At 52.1% G+C, this 14,593-nt stretch carries 14 protein-coding genes and 2 pseudogenes; 8 read left to right on the top strand and 8 right to left on the bottom strand.

Annotated elements, in window-relative coordinates:
- The first annotated feature begins 25 nt into the window (after positions 1 to 25).
- On the top strand, positions 26 to 409 hold the full coding sequence (locus ABLU80_RS02070; protein WP_306301965.1) for a nuclear transport factor 2 family protein: 384 nt from the start codon (positions 26 to 28) through the stop codon (positions 407 to 409).
- A gap of 143 nt (positions 410 to 552) precedes the next feature.
- Here the strand turns inward: ABLU80_RS02070 and ABLU80_RS02065 are convergent, their stop codons facing one another.
- Both ABLU80_RS02065 and ABLU80_RS02060 read right to left on the bottom strand, forming a co-directional pair.
- Complete coding sequence (locus ABLU80_RS02065) at positions 553 to 1,089, bottom strand: GNAT family N-acetyltransferase (protein WP_020079101.1); 537 nt, start codon at positions 1,087 to 1,089, stop codon at positions 553 to 555.
- 264 nt (positions 1,090 to 1,353) lie between these two features.
- A pseudogene (locus ABLU80_RS02060) lies at positions 1,354 to 2,367 on the bottom strand (IS3 family transposase).
- A 190-nt stretch (positions 2,368 to 2,557) separates the two neighbouring features.
- On the opposite strand from ABLU80_RS02060, the gene ABLU80_RS02055 reads away from it, so the two are divergent.
- The 3 genes from ABLU80_RS02055 to ABLU80_RS02045 are packed head-to-tail and all read left to right on the top strand — an operon-like array spanning position 2,558 to position 5,469.
- On the top strand, positions 2,558 to 2,893 hold the full coding sequence (locus ABLU80_RS02055; RefSeq protein WP_015367055.1) for an SMR family transporter: 336 nt from the start codon (positions 2,558 to 2,560) through the stop codon (positions 2,891 to 2,893).
- A gap of 21 nt (positions 2,894 to 2,914) precedes the next feature.
- Positions 2,915 to 4,189, top strand: coding sequence for an MASE1 domain-containing protein (locus tag ABLU80_RS02050; protein WP_020079103.1), 1,275 nt, complete (start codon positions 2,915 to 2,917; stop codon positions 4,187 to 4,189).
- 2 nt (positions 4,190 to 4,191) lie between these two features.
- Entirely contained in the window at positions 4,192 to 5,469 is a 1,278-nt protein-coding gene (locus tag ABLU80_RS02045) for a hypothetical protein (protein ID WP_015367057.1), read from the top strand.
- Between the two features lie 104 nt (positions 5,470 to 5,573).
- On the opposite strand, the gene ABLU80_RS02040 is transcribed toward ABLU80_RS02045, so the two are convergent.
- A complete protein-coding gene (locus ABLU80_RS02040) occupies positions 5,574 to 7,127 on the bottom strand; it encodes an MFS transporter (protein ID WP_045413634.1) in 1,554 nt (517 codons plus the stop codon).
- A gap of 266 nt (positions 7,128 to 7,393) precedes the next feature.
- On the opposite strand from ABLU80_RS02040, the gene ABLU80_RS02035 reads away from it, so the two are divergent.
- Together ABLU80_RS02035 and ABLU80_RS02030 are read left to right on the top strand one after the other, a co-directional pair.
- Positions 7,394 to 8,575, top strand: a complete 1,182-nt coding sequence (locus tag ABLU80_RS02035; protein WP_042893932.1) for an oligogalacturonate lyase family protein — start codon at positions 7,394 to 7,396, stop codon at positions 8,573 to 8,575.
- Positions 8,576 to 8,577: 2 nt separating this feature from the next.
- A complete protein-coding gene (locus ABLU80_RS02030; protein WP_157194920.1) occupies positions 8,578 to 8,898 on the top strand; it encodes a cupin domain-containing protein in 321 nt (106 codons plus the stop codon).
- Positions 8,899 to 9,124: 226 nt separating this feature from the next.
- Here ABLU80_RS02030 and ABLU80_RS02025 read toward each other — a convergent pair.
- A pseudogene (locus ABLU80_RS02025) lies at positions 9,125 to 9,397 on the bottom strand (transposase); the annotation flags it as partial.
- 84 nt (positions 9,398 to 9,481) lie between these two features.
- On the bottom strand, positions 9,482 to 9,655 hold the full coding sequence (locus tag ABLU80_RS02020; protein ID WP_086538044.1) for a YciY family protein: 174 nt from the start codon (positions 9,653 to 9,655) through the stop codon (positions 9,482 to 9,484).
- A gap of 144 nt (positions 9,656 to 9,799) precedes the next feature.
- Here ABLU80_RS02020 and cls point away from each other — a divergent pair, with 144 nt between their 5' ends.
- Positions 9,800 to 11,260: a cardiolipin synthase gene (cls, locus tag ABLU80_RS02015; RefSeq protein ID WP_015367063.1), complete on the top strand. Its 1,461-nt coding sequence runs from the start codon at positions 9,800 to 9,802 to the stop codon at positions 11,258 to 11,260.
- Between the two features lie 34 nt (positions 11,261 to 11,294).
- Positions 11,295 to 11,624, top strand: a complete 330-nt coding sequence (locus ABLU80_RS02010) for an HI1450 family dsDNA-mimic protein (RefSeq protein ID WP_015367064.1) — start codon at positions 11,295 to 11,297, stop codon at positions 11,622 to 11,624.
- Positions 11,625 to 11,692: 68 nt separating this feature from the next.
- On the opposite strand, the gene ABLU80_RS02005 is transcribed toward ABLU80_RS02010, so the two are convergent.
- The 3 genes from ABLU80_RS02005 to ABLU80_RS01995 are packed head-to-tail and all read right to left on the bottom strand — an operon-like array spanning position 11,693 to position 14,590.
- Positions 11,693 to 12,559 carry an ion transporter gene (locus ABLU80_RS02005; RefSeq protein WP_020079110.1) on the bottom strand — a complete coding sequence of 289 codons (867 nt, stop codon included), beginning with the start codon at positions 12,557 to 12,559 and terminating at the stop codon, positions 11,693 to 11,695.
- A 16-nt stretch (positions 12,560 to 12,575) separates the two neighbouring features.
- A complete protein-coding gene (gene oppF / locus ABLU80_RS02000) occupies positions 12,576 to 13,580 on the bottom strand; it encodes a murein tripeptide/oligopeptide ABC transporter ATP-binding protein OppF (protein WP_015367066.1) in 1,005 nt (334 codons plus the stop codon).
- Entirely contained in the window at positions 13,577 to 14,590 is a 1,014-nt protein-coding gene (locus ABLU80_RS01995) for an ABC transporter ATP-binding protein (protein WP_015705106.1), read from the bottom strand. The genes oppF and ABLU80_RS01995 overlap by 4 nt, the downstream gene beginning before the upstream one ends.
- Between the last annotated feature and the right edge of the window lie 3 nt (positions 14,591 to 14,593).

The raw sequence follows: 14,593 nt of genomic DNA, 5'->3' as shown, positions 1-14,593 counted from the left end.
CCAGCGTTCATTGTCCTAAAAGTTAATGACCCAATGTAATCAGGACAATACTATGCTCCTTGAGAGACTTAAACGTCTCGAATGTTCTCTTCATGATAACAAGCGGAACGATCGGAAATGGCTTGAACATATACTTCATGAGGAATTTCGAGAGATAACGCGATCTGGCATGTTAGTTGATCGGGCAGAAACAATAGAGGCACTTTCTACTGAAGTTGATAGACCAATCATTCACAGTGACGAATTTAGACTTATCATCGTTAGAAATAATTTCGCAATATTGCATTACCGGACTTTTGATCCAGATGGTAGTAATGCCTCTCTTCGTTCTTCATGCTGGGAAATGAGTGGAAATGGCCAATGGCAAATGGTATTCCATCAGGGAACTCCTGAGTCAAGGCGTGTCTAGCTCCAAGTTGCATCGTCCGCTCCTCGCTCGCAGCGGACCTTCAGCTTGTATAACTATTCCGCTTCGTGCCAATGACCGACGTTATTTCTATCCAAAGCGCAGTAGAACGATTCTTTTATTTAAATGATATAGAGTATGTACGCTCACATTGGTTGTCTTAACCATTCACTTTGCTTGAGGGAAAAAATCAGACTCGGCGGTGCATCTTTCACATCATAAATCTCTTTTATATATTGAAACCCAGTTTTTTTTAGAACCTTCTGCGATGCCAGGTGGTTAGCTCTCACTACGGCGGATATCTCGGACAGATTTAACTTACAAAATCCATATTGGACAGAGTTTTTCGAGAACTCTGTCGCCAGACCTTTTCCCCATGCCTCTGTGGCGAAACGATACCCTAAATTATTAATTACTATATCCGCATAACTACGGATACGCAGCCCCCCAAAGCCAATGATTTTTTCCGGGCTATCCTTCAAAGAGATTGCCCAGTTTCCAAAACCGTGGGTTTCCCAGTGGTTAATCCAGTGAGCTAAAACAGTTTGAGCATGATGTATGTCAGGATAGGGCCCTGCGGGGTTAAAGGTGTTCGTAGCCGGGTCACCATAAATTCTGAAAAGGTCATCAAGGTCAGACTTCGTTACGGGGCGAAGATATAGTCGGGTAGATTGAAGTTGCAAAACAATTTCCTTACTAAAGAGCTCATCAGAATAGTTAGATAACTGTATATAGTGAATCACCTGACTTCGAGCAAATCACTGTATCTAAGCTTTTATTCCGGCACGCTTCATCAGTCGCCAGACCCGGTTCACTCCGCACTGCTGTCCGGTATCACGCACTTGCGATTGACCTGCCCCCAGGATTAGATACAACCTTCAGTTAGTAATGTCGGTTGGTGACCCGCTCCCCATATGTGATCCATTCATAATCAGGAATAACCGGCTTCATGTTGGCTGCATATTCTGCCAACCGGCAGACTTCTCAGCGAATTCGGATGGCGTCATCCAGCCCAGTGCAGAATGGGGACGCCTCTGGTTATAGTGTATGCGCCAGGCCGCGATTTTGCACTGTGCATCCTCCAGAGACATGAACCAGTTCTCGTTCATACACCCACTTGCCCAGCATTTTCCCTGCAAATTCAGAGCCGTTATCGGTTTTCAGCAACTGTGGTAAGGGACGTCTGAGCGCAATGGTGTTCAGCATCTCTGCGACCTCCGTTGAGTGCAGATTCTGGCCCACGCAGTTCCCCAGACATTCGCGTGTGTAGAGATCAATGACTGTCAGCAGACGTAACCGAAGCCCGTCAAATAAGGCATCAGAGACAAAGTCCATGCCCCAGACATGATTCGGATACAGCCCCTGAGGCTGGGACTGTCGGCGCTGTGCCGATTTATTCCGGCGTGGGCGTTTGAGACGCAGGGACAGCCCCTGCTCGCTGTAGAGTCGGTAAATGCGTTTATGATTATCCCGCAAGTCCTCCCGCCTGAGCATGACGTGAACCCTGCGGTAGCCATAGTGAACCCGGGTTTCGGTGATCTCCCTGATACGGAGGCGCAACGCACTGTCGTCTGCTGCAACAGAACAGTAGCGGAAAGAGCTGCGGCTGACCCGTAGCGCAAAACAGACCTGCCTCTCACTGGCTCCTTAGCGTGCCTGCTGGTCCCGGACCCATTCGCGCAGACGCGCTAGCGTCAGTTCTTTTTTGCCAGCACATCCTGCAGCATGGCCTTGTCGAGGCTCAGATCGGCAACCAGCTTCTTCAACCTGAGATTCTCTTCCTCGAGCTGCCGCGTGTGTTTCAGCTCCGAAGGAGAAATCCCGCCCTATTTCTTGCGCCATGTATAGAACGTGGCATCGGAAATGCCCTGCTTACCGCAGACCTCCGGCACGGACGTCTCCAGTTCAGCCTGCTTCAGGGCAAAAACAATCTGTTCTTCGGTGAATCGTGACTTTTTCATCGGCACCACCTCCGTTCAGGGAGTGTAGATCATGACGGCATTCTGTTTCTGAATGGTGCAGGATTTCGGGTCAGGGCCACAGCCGCAGTGTTCATGCAACCCTTCGTACCGGTATTGATCAACAGGTGGCCAATTCCGGGTTTGTTTCCTATTTTTTAAACCAGAACCCTTTCTTTAAGGCAATGAGGTCATGCTGAACACGTGGATCATCCTGATTGTGGCCATCGCGGCCGAAACCTTTGCAACAACCATGGTCAGAGCATCAGAAGGATTCACACGCCTGCTTCCTTCCCTTGGGGTCGTCGCCGGTTATGCCGTGTCATTTTACGGACTCTCTCAGGTCGTTAAGGTCATGAATCTGGGGATCGCTTACGCGATATGGGCCGGCCTGGGCATCTTTCTTGTCTCCATTTTTTCCTGGTTTCTCTTCGGCCAGAAGCTTGATCTTCCCGCCATTGCAGGGATGGGCTTGATACTGTCGGGGGTGGTGGTCATTCAGCTGTTTTCCTCCACCGTCACGCACTGATATTACCTGCAGGTACTGGATATGCCGAAACGTATACAGATTGCAGAAAAAAACTATCTTCCTGCCCTCATTATCTGGCCCGTCATTTATCTTATTCTGGCATTTATCTCTCTGAAACTGGACGATCCGCAAAATCGTGTAGCGATGGTCTGGTTTCCTGCCGGTGCTGCTGTCAGCGCTTTCCTTTCTCTGCCGCGACGATTCTGGCCCGCAATGTATATCGTGCTCTTTGCTGCCCGCGCAGGGATGGATCTGCTGATGCGCCATTCTTCGGAAACATCCCTGATACTTTCCCTGATTTCAGTCAGTGGTGACGTTACAGTAGCGCTGGCCGTACAGCACTACAGTCGTGGACAGGATGATTTTCGTAAGGTGTGTGTCTGGCTAATCAGTACTCTTATCATCAGCGCGCTGGCTGGTATGGCCGCAGCAGGATGGCTGTCTTCGCGTCATCCCGTGTCTTTTGCGGATACCACTGCTTTGTGGTGGGCGGCAAATGTCAGCGGCAACATCGTCGCCACTACCATACTGACAGGTCTGACATGGGAGCCAGCCCGGAAGGCAACGAGGGACGTCGTAAAGACCCTCGCCAGCGTGCTGTTGGTCGCGGTGATTGCCATACTCATTTTCTCTTCCCCTTCCGGGGAAGAGTCCCGGGCGGGGCTCATTTACGGACTGGCCTGCTTGCCGGTCCTGTTGACTGCTGTCGTCCCGGTCATCGCCGGTGCCCAAGCCGGCGCGCTGGCTTTTCTGGCACTGAGCATCGTTGTGGTTTCCTTTTCATGGCACCAGACAGGCCCCTTTTTTATTAATGGCCTGGATCCGGGCGAACCGCTGCTTCTCGCTCAGGGATACCTGTCCGGTACGGCCATCCTGACTATCTTTGTCCGGCTGTTACTGCGGTTGCCGGATAAGCTAAACGGTCCGGGGCGTAAGCAGATGCATCACGAAGAAACCGCCTTTCGCATGGATATCCGAAGTGGCCGGATCGACTGGGATCTGCAGGGAACACCGGTGCTGGCAGATACGGTGGCACACCTGCCTGACAGAAAAATCCTGCTCCAGAGCGTGGATACTGCTGTCAGGCAACAGTTAACATCACGCTGGGAACAGGCAATCCGCGGCCTGCCCGTTGGCGGATCGTTGATATTCCGGCTTACATTGCCGGGAGATGAACACGTAATGATCTGCGAGCGGGGACTATTCTTTTTGCCCGGTACAACAGGTGGATTCCTCGTCGGATACTGGTTACCCGCTAGTGGTCCGGTTTCCGTTATCCGTCCGGAGGACCACTGAATATGCTGCAGATTGCACTGCTTTTATGCGGCCGACGTTTTATCGGTGGCAACCGGTACCTTCTTACTGCTGCAGGTCTGATTTGGGGTCTTTTCGGTTTTCTGGTACTGGCGGACGGTATGCTGGGAGCACGCTATTTTCCGCTCGGACTTTTTGGCTGGTTTCTTTTGTGCGAGAGTCTGTTAACGCTTGTTGCGTCATCCGGTGCCACCGGGGCTAAGCGAGGAATTTATCTGTTTAAAGGTGGGATTATTGGAGCCGTGGCCCTGCTTATTCTGTCAGGATATTCAGGCAGTAATCTCCTCCTGGCTATCATACTGGGATTTATCTGTTTGTTGTCCGGCGCTTTTCAGGTTGCTGCCGCCTGGGTGGTTCGTTATCCGTACTGGAGACGCGCGCTGGCTGGCGGGATGTGTCAGATCCTGTATGCGGTATTCCTTTTCCAGCCCTATCCCACTCATCATGATGGAACGGTTCCTCAGTTCATCGGGGCGCTGATGCTGCTCAGTGCCGTTGACTGCATTCTGCTTGCTTTTCGGCTCCGAAGTCTGGCCCCGGGGGTGACTATTTTTGATGTCCAGTCTCCGGACAGCACAGGATACGCGCCGACAAATACAGAACCACAGCATCCCTGTCAGGAAGAAGTGGCGTTGGAAGCGACAGAGCTCCGTGTTCTGGTCTGGACACCGGAAGGTTCTGCTACTCAGGACACTCTCCCCCGGCCAGTGATGAATCGTTATATTGCAGCAGTGGATTCTGCCGGGGTCATTTCTACCGGACATGCCGCGCTGGAGATGCAGGATATCTATATCAGTCTTTACCCGGCAGTGGATATAGATCGGTCCCCTTCGGAGTTTTTTCGCACACTCCGGGCCGTACGGGAGAATAATGTACCCGGAAAATTTCAGGACAGTTACGCATCAGAGTCCGCCGCCTGGTGTGAAGCCGACAGACAGGTTTGTTTTCATACTTTCAACGCGGTATCACTCCGGGCATTCACTACATACTATCGCCGGCAGGAAATATATAACCTTACCTGGCGAAATTGCTCCAGCAGTGTGGCATACGCACTTGAAGCCGCGTTAGATGGTGTGCTGTGCAACCGGAGCGGCTGGTCAGTTTTTTTACGGCTCTTCTTGCAGCCGGAGCTCTGGATCGCAGCACAACTCCGCCGCCGTGCCACTACCATGGCCTGGACACCCGGGCTGGTTCTGGATTATTCCCGCGCATTGCACGGGCTGGTTCACCCGGCCAGACTGAACTGGTTTCGCAAACCATGAGATGCAACGGCGTCAGGAAAAGGTGCTCCTTCCGGGCGGTAGAAGAAACATCACCGGCTTCTGACTCCGCCTCCCTCCCGAGCCCTGACAGAAACCGGTATACCTCAGGGTTGTCGGGTCGTGCCGACAAGTGGTGTCCTGTCAGGATGCTTGTTTCTGCCATCGCAACAGACGGTACTGTTACCCCAGCATTGTTCATACGGAAAACCGATCAGGGCTTCCATGACGGCACGAACATCCGCTGTGACATGTGAAATCTGGCCACCAGCCCGGATACGTGCCACCTCAGCAAGCACCACCAGATGTGCCTTCCGGTTCAGCTTCATCTGCGCGCTGAAATAAATCCCCGCGAGAGCCAGTGCAATCACACCGACGCAAAAGACCAGCGCAATAGCCATTACCGCACTTTCCGGCTGGGTTTGCGATTTAGACTGGAATCCATAGAAACTCAGGATCGCTCCCATAGTAAACACAATCACAGAGCGCACAAGTTTACCGGAGAAGGTCATCGTGCCGGCATAGATCCCCTCGCGGCGGCGTCCGGTAAAGACTTCGTCAACATCAGCGAGAAAGGTATACACAGTCCAGGGAATGTAATACACCCCGCCCGTACCGATCCCGAAGACAACGGTAATCGCCAGCATCGCCGCAGTGGCATACTGTTGAGGTAGGTGGAAAAAAAAGAGCGCGGCATAACACAGTACGGAAAAAATAACGATACCCAGCGCAAGTATATAGGGCTTGCTGAACCCATGTTTTACGCAGATAGCAATAAAAATAGCTGTGGAAAAGAGCTGAAGTACGGAGTTCAGGCTGCTCAGTCCGGATACCATGGTCGGATCATACTGCAGGACAAAAATGATAAAGTAGGTAAAGACAGAAGCAAACAGCCACTCTGCCCCGAAGCCGCACAAATACATACCCAGATGTTTGCGAAAGACACGCAGTGAAAAAGTCGATCTCATCTCCCTCAGCAATGCCAGCATTGCATGGCTGAGCGTGGTGTTTTCTTCACTTTCCGGCGAAGCTTCTGCGGCCGGGCGCTCCCACGAGTAATACCAGAGTGTCCCCATCGCCACACATAAAATCACCCCATATGTCAGGGCGGTGTAAAAAAATGGGGTGGCCGATTCTTTACCGTAAACAAGAATGAACTGGCCCGGAATGAAAGCGGCGAGAAAGTTGGCTACTTTACCAAAAATAGCTTTAAAACCAGTGAGTTTAGATCGTTTCGCGAAATCTGCGGTCATTTCAGTGGCGAGTGTTTCATAGGGCACCATGACAGAGGTGTAGATCAACTCAAACAACACATAGGTACAAAGGTAATACCAGAAACCAAATCCATCGATCCACAGCAGGGGGTAGACCATCATCAGGGGGATGCCCAGCAGAATGAAGAACCGGCGGCGGCCAAAGCGTTTACCGAGACGCGTTTTGCCGAAATTATCTGAAATATATCCCATGAGCGGATTGCTGATGGCATCAATAATACTGGCAACCGAAAAAATAGCCGAAGCCTGCAGCAGTGTCAGACCACAAAAGGTGGTGTAAAAGTAAAGTAACCAGATACCGGCAATAGCCAGTGCCCCGCTACCCAGCAAGTTACCCCCTCCATATGCGAGCTGATGCCTGAAAAGAACTGGTCTTTCTATCTTCATAACCCTGCCCTTTGTTATCAAACAAGAAACGAAATATCGTTTTAGATTTTATAAGACTGTGTTTTATAGTCAGGATAACCGTAAAGAAAGGTGAGTATGTTCACATTAAAAACATTGCTAAGGGCGCTTCTGAAGAAATTGTGACCGGGGTTACATTTCCATCATCGGTACTGGACATTCCCCCTCGACAGAAAAGATACTTTGTTTTTATTATTATGAAACACAATTTCATAATAAAATTTCCTTCTGTAATGCAGGGGCTAGTAATGGCTAAGGGTTCAACGATTCAGTTACATTTTCACCATTTCAGTGACCCGCATACCGGGGCTCGGATAACGCGTCTGACACCACCAGATGTGATATGTCATCGCAACTATTTCTATCAAAAAAGCTTTACACGTGACGGCAGTAAACTCCTGTTTGCTGCTGAATTTGACGGTCATCGCAACTATTACCTGCTGGACCGGCAAAAACAGACCGCCGTTCAACTTACACACGGTCGTGGTGACAATACTTTCGGTGGCTTTTTGTCGCCCGACGATCGCAGCCTTTATTACGTGAAAAACGAACGGGAATTACGTCGTGTCAGTCTGGATGATTACAGCGAACATACGATCTATACGGTACCGGAGGAATGGGTTGGCTATGGCACCTGGGTAGCAAACAGCGAATGTACGCGTCTGGTCGGTATCGAAATTGCCCGTGATGACTGGACACCGCTCACCGACTGGCAAAAATTCCGGACGTTTTACCTGCGTCGTCCGCATTGTCGCCTGTTGCAGGTGGATCTGCATAACGGTTCCACGCGGGTGATCCATGAAGCGAACGAATGGCTTGGACATCCCCTCTATCGACCTTACGACGACAGTACGGTGGCATTCTGTCATGAGGGACCTCACGATCTTGTGGATGCACGCATGTGGCTGGTCAACGAAGACGGGAGTAACGTACGCAAAGTGAAAACTCATGCGCCGGAAGAAAGCTGTACCCATGAGTTCTGGGTACCGGATGGTTCCGCACTCCTCTACGTTTCATACCTTAAAGGTCATTCCGAGCGTTACATTCGCCGCTTCTCACCACAAACCGGAGAAGACAGCAGCCTGATGACAATGCCGGCCTGCTCACATCTGATGAGCAATGCCGATGGCACGCTGCTAGTGGGTGATGGCTCGGGTACCCCAGTGGACGTCGAGGATACCTCAGGGCATGTCATCGAAAACGATCCCTTTCTCTATCTCTTTGACACGCGAACCCGCCGCTATGCGCCACTGGCGACACATCAGAGTTCCTGGCTGGTGCTCGACGGCGACCGACAGGTTACCCATCCGCATCCCTCTTTTTCACCCGACGACCGGGACGTGTTATTTACATCTGATTTCGAAGGCCTGCCGGCCCTTTATCTTGCACAAATACCGGATACTCTGGTCAGTTCACTTGGTAAGGAGTAACTATGTTTATTTTTAGGGACGAGACTTCGGAGGAAGATCTCGGTAACGGAGTACGCAGGCGGATTCTGGCGCACAGTGGTTCGCTGATGGCGGTCGAAGTACATTTTGAAAAGGGTGCTATCGGGGCACTCCACCGGCATATTCACGAACAACTGACCTATGTGCTTTCCGGGCGCTTTGTGTTCGCCATTGGCGATGAGACTCGTGAGGTGAAAGCCGGTGACACACTCTACAAACAACCGAATATCATACACGGTTGCGAGTGTCTGGATGCCGGTATATTGCTGGATACTTTTACGCCACAGAGAGAGGATTTTCTGTAAGAGGCATGGTTTGACGTGGAGTCAGAGGAACCTGTAAAGAGCGGGAGAAGCCAGTGTGTAAGTATCCCGCATAATCGTGCCATTCATAAATGCAAAATGACGAACGGCATCGCTATTCTCTGCACAGGTCCTGCAGCAGTGTTCCGTATTCCGCGTGAATGACGCTGGAAAATTCACGAATGTAAGCCACCGGGTCCGCTGTCTTGTGCCTGTCCGGTATCACGCACTTGCGATAACCATAGACGCAGCCAGACTCAAGCCAGAACTGTTTGATCTGCCCGGTCAGCATCTGGTCTGTCTGGAGACGGCGGATCCCGGCCTGAGCATCTGACTGTTCATTATGAGTGGAAGAATCCGGACCGTACTTCTTTATCCAGGCGTAAAGACTGTGAGTGGTGATATCGAGACGTGTTGCAACACTGGAAACAGAATGACCACGATCAACAACCTGTTTGACTGCTTCAATTTTAAACTCTTCAGAATAACGCTTACCGCTCATGGGCACCTCTCTTTAAGTCATCTTCAGTGACCCTGAGGTGTCTGTTAAACCCGCGGCGATTCACGGTGCCTTTAATTTTTACTCTCAAAATTCAGAGAAGGTGAACAGCAAAGCATGACGCTGCCGTTTGACCAGGCACTTCCTGATTGAAAGAATCCGCATGTTGCGGCGAGATTGGGCTTCCAGCCAGCGCGATTTACGGCGACTCACTTGTCTAAGCATGCGCCAGCGCCCTACTTCCGTTCTACTACGCTTCATTGCTACTACTCTACGAGTGAAAAACACGCCCCATTATAAACCGATGAATCTGTCTGACCATCGCTTTCGCTGCGTTTTTATTTGCCAGATGGATGCTGATGCGTAAACTCATGGCATCGGGCTATTCAAAAGGATTTTTCATCTATGACAACCTTTTACACGGTCGTAAACTGGCTGGTCATTCTGGGGTACTGGCTGCTGATTGCCGGCGTTACATTACGTATTTTAATGAAACGCCGTGCGGTGCCGTCCGCCATGGCATGGTTGCTAATTATATATATCCTGCCGCTGGTGGGAATTATCGCCTATCTTTCCTTTGGAGAATTGCATCTTGGCAAACGGCGCGCCGAGCGCGCGCGCGCCATGTGGCCCTCTACCGCCAAATGGCTAACGGACCTGAAAAGCTGCAAGCATATCTTTGCGCAAGAAAATAGCCCGGTTGCCGAATCGCTGTTCAAACTCTGTGAACGTCGCCAGGGGATCGCCGGCGTTAAGGGTAACCAACTGCAGTTGCTAACCGAATCCGATGACGTGATGCAGGCGCTGATTCGCGATATTCAGCTCTCACGACACAATATTGAGATGGTGTTCTATATCTGGCAGCCCGGCGGAATGGCCGATCAGGTCGCCGAGTCGCTGATGGCCGCCGCGCGCCGCGGCGTGCATTGTCGGCTAATGCTTGATTCAGCCGGCAGCGTCGCCTTCTTCCGCAGCCCGTGGGCGGCTATGATGCGTAACGCTGGTATCGAGGTGGTTGAAGCGCTTAAAGTTAATCTGATGCGCGTGTTCTTACGCCGCATGGATCTACGTCAGCATCGTAAAATGGTGATGATTGACAACTATATCGCCTACACCGGCAGTATGAATATGGTCGATCCGCGCTACTTCAAACAAGATTCCGGCGTCGGTCAGTGGGTCGATCTGATGGCGCGAATGGAAGGCCCGGTGGCTACGGCAATGGGGATTGTCTACTCCTGCGACTGGGAAATTGAAACCGGCAAGCGAATTTTACCCCCGCCGCCGGACGTCAATATCATGCCGTTTGAAGAGGCTAACGGGCATACCATTCATACTATTGCTTCCGGCCCCGGCTTCCCGGAAGATTTGATTCACCAGGCGTTGTTAACTGCGGCTTATGCGGCGAAAGAACATCTGATCATGACCACCCCCTACTTCGTCCCCAGTGATGATCTGCTGCACGCCATCTGTACCGCAGCCCAGCGCGGCGTCGAGGTCAGTATTATTATGCCGCGCAAAAACGACTCCCTGCTGGTAGGCTGGGCCAGCCGCGCCTTCTTCACTGAACTGCTTGCTGCTGGGGTGAAAATTTATCAATTCGAAGGCGGCCTGCTACATACCAAAAGCGTGCTGGTAGATGGCGAACTGAGCCTGGTCGGTACTGTTAATCTTGATATGCGCAGCCTGTGGCTCAATTTCGAGATCACGCTGGCGATCGACGACGTGGGCTTTGGCGGCGACCTGGCGGCGGTGCAGGACGATTACATCTCCCGCTCGCGCCTGCTGGATGCAAAACTGTGGGCCAAACGACCGCTATGGCAGCGGATCGCAGAGCGACTGTTTTACTTCTTCAGCCCGTTGCTGTAAAACGTGCCCATCAGATGCTTAACGGGTAGCAATCATGGATATGGATTTAAACAATCGCCTGACCGAAGACGAAACGCTTGAACAGGCCTACGATATCTTTCTTGAGCTGGCGGCCGATAACCTCGACCCGGCGGATATCATTCTTTTCAATCTGCAGTTTGAAGAGCGCGGCGGCGCCGAACTGTTTGACCCAGCGGAAGACTGGCAAGAGCATGTCGATTACGACCTCAATCCAGATTTCTTCGCCGAAGTCGTTATTGGCCTGGCCGATACCGATGGCGGCGAGATCAACGATATTTTCGCTCGCGTTCTGCTATGCCGGGAAAAAGATCACAAGCTGTGCCACATTCTGTGGCGCGAATAAGCATTAAGCTAATGCGCCTGTAGAAAAGCCTGCCGACGGTAACATCGGCAGGCTTTTTGTTTTATACGTTATTGCGGTAATTCTGTTCCGCAGGCGTGGCAGAAACGGGCATTTTTATCATGCTCGGCGTTACTGCAGTTTGGGCAAACGCGGCGGGCACGTCGGTTTTGCAGCGCCGTCGTCATATGCGTCGTAATCAGCCCGGTCGGGATGGCGATGATAGAATAACCGATGAGAATAAGCACCGAGGCGAGTATCCGCCCTAATGGCGTATGCGGCGTAATGTCGCCGTATCCCACGGTAGTAATGGTGACGATTGCCCAGTAGACCGAGGCATTTAAGGTGGTAAACCCGTATTGCGGCCCTTCAATTAAATACATCAGCGAGCCAAAAATCACCATCACAATAGCAATAAACGAGTAGAACAGAATGAGCTGGTGACGGGCGCTGACGATAGCCCGCCAAAAAATATTCAGCGACGGCATAAAGCGCAGCAGTTTGAGAATACGCAGCGCGCGGATAACCCGCATGGCCCGCCAGGCAAAGACATACTCAAGGCTCATTTCCGGCCATAACCACATTACATACAGCGGCAGAACGGTCGCCAGATCGATAAATCCCCAGAAGCTGAAGATATAGCGCAGCGGATTCGGCCAGCTTATTACGCGTAAAATATATTCCACGGTGAAGACCGCGGTAATTCCTAATTCCAGCCAGACAAAAACATGCCATTCATCTAGCGACAGGTGATACTGCGAACCGAGTCCGGACTCAACAAAAATAATAACCACGCTCAACAGGGCAAATAAACCGCAAAGCCCTTCAAAACGGCGGCCGGAGCGACGAGTTTGATCGAAGAGTAGATGGTAAAGCCGCAAACGGGCGGCGGAAAGCGAAACTGCCACGTTAACCTCACAATAAAAAAGGGCTGACATCAGTCAGCCCGAGTGATTATAACGGGTCTACCTTCAGGCAGGAAACCGCATGGCGGAAACTGCCCTCCAGCACCGGCCGCGTTTTGGCGCATTCGGGCCCGGCCAATGGGCATCGGGTGCGGAATACACAACCCGATGGCGGATTAATCGGCGAAGGCAACTCCCCTTCCAGCAGTTGGATGGTTTTGTTTTTCTCCAGATCGGGATCCGGCACCGGCACCGCCGACATCAGCGCTTTGGTATAAGGGTGCAGCGGATTATGGTACACCTCATCATAGGTCCCCAACTCCACCGCGTGGCCTAAATACATCACCAGCACACGGTCGGAAATATGTTTTACTACCGCCAGATCATGGGCGATAAAAATCAATGATAGCCCCATCTCCCGTTGCAGTTGCTGTAGTAAGTTCACCACCTGCGCCTGAATGGAAACGTCCAGCGCCGAAACCGGCTCATCGCAAATAATCAACTTAGGCTCAAGGATCAGCGCACGCGCGATACCAATGCGCTGACACTGGCCGCCGGAGAATTCGTGCGGATAGCGGTTAATCAGGTTCGGCAGCAGTCCGACCTTCATCATCATCGCCTTCACGCGATCGCGCACTTCCTGACGAGGCATCTTCGGGTGATAGGTCCGCAGCGGTTCAGCGATGATTTCGCCAATGGTCATACGCGGATTCAGTGAGGCCAGCGGATCCTGGAAGATCATCTGGATATCACTACGCACATCGCGCCACTCTTCAGGTTTCATACCCAGCAGGTCTTTACCCAGCCAGGCGACTTTACCGTCGGTGGCTTTCACCAGGCCGATAATGGCGCGGGCGAAGGTCGATTTACCGCAGCCGGATTCGCCAACCACCCCCAGCGTTTCGCCTTCATACAGGCGCAGAGTGACGCCATCGACCGCTTTGAGCGTTTTTGATGGCTGCCAGAACCATTGCTTGCCATCTTTGATATCAAAATGCACCTTCAGATCGGCAATTTCGAGCAGCACTTTTCTTTGTTCGATCACGGCGTTCATAGCAGGTCCCCCACCGGTTTAAAGCAGGCACGCAGGCGGCCTGGCGCAAACGACTCCAGAGGCGGAGCGCTATTACAGATTTCCATGGCATGCGGGCAGCGCGGCTGGAACGGACACCCTTTCGGCAGACGCAGCAGGTTCGGCGGGTTGCCTGGAATCGTTAGCAAGGAATCGCCTTCGCCATCGAGACGCGGTACCGCATTGAGTAAACCGATCGAGTACGGGTGCGACGGTTGATAGAAGACGTCGCGCGCCTGACCGTATTCCATGGTGCGCCCGGCGTACATCACCAGTACCTTATCGCAGATCCCCGCGACCACGCCGAGGTCGTGGGTAATCATAATAATCGCGGTGTTGAATTCGCGCTTCAGCTCGTTGAGCAAGGTCATGATCTGCGCCTGCACCGTGACGTCCAACGCGGTGGTCGGTTCATCCGCGATCAGCAGTTTTGGCCGACATAACAGCGCCATGGCGATCATCACGCGCTGGCGCATCCCGCCGGAGAACTCGTGCGGGAACATCTTCATGCGCTTACGCGCTTCCGGCATCTTCACCGCATCGAGCATCCTTACCGACTCTTCAAAAGCCGCGGCTTTGCTCAGCCCTTTATGCAGCATCAGCACTTCCATCAACTGCTCGCCGACCCGCATATAAGGGTTCAACGAGGTCATCGGGTCCTGGAAAATCATCGAAATCTGTTCGGCACGCAGCTTATTCAGATCGCGCTCGGGCAAATTAAGGATTTCGCGACCGTTAAAAGTGGCGGAACCGCTAATATGGCCATTCGCGGCCAAAAGCCCCATTAGCGCGAACGCCGTTTGCGATTTACCGGAACCTGACTCACCGACGATGCCTAAGGTTTCTCCGGCCCTCAGGTTAAAATTCAGATCGTTAACCGCGGTGACATCGCCGTCTGGCGTTTTAAACGTCACCCGAAGATCCTTCACATCCAGCAGCAGACCGCTTTGCTGCGCGGCCTGCGGCGCTTTAGTCATTTCAATTGTGCTCATGAC

Origin of the sequence: Klebsiella sp. CN_Kp104, from assembly GCF_040064515.1 — a bacterium.
Taxonomy (GTDB): Bacteria; Pseudomonadota; Gammaproteobacteria; order Enterobacterales; family Enterobacteriaceae; genus Klebsiella; species Klebsiella aerogenes.
The sequence above is the reverse complement of the archived record's forward strand: the minus strand, read 5'-3'. Positions and strand labels throughout refer to the sequence as shown.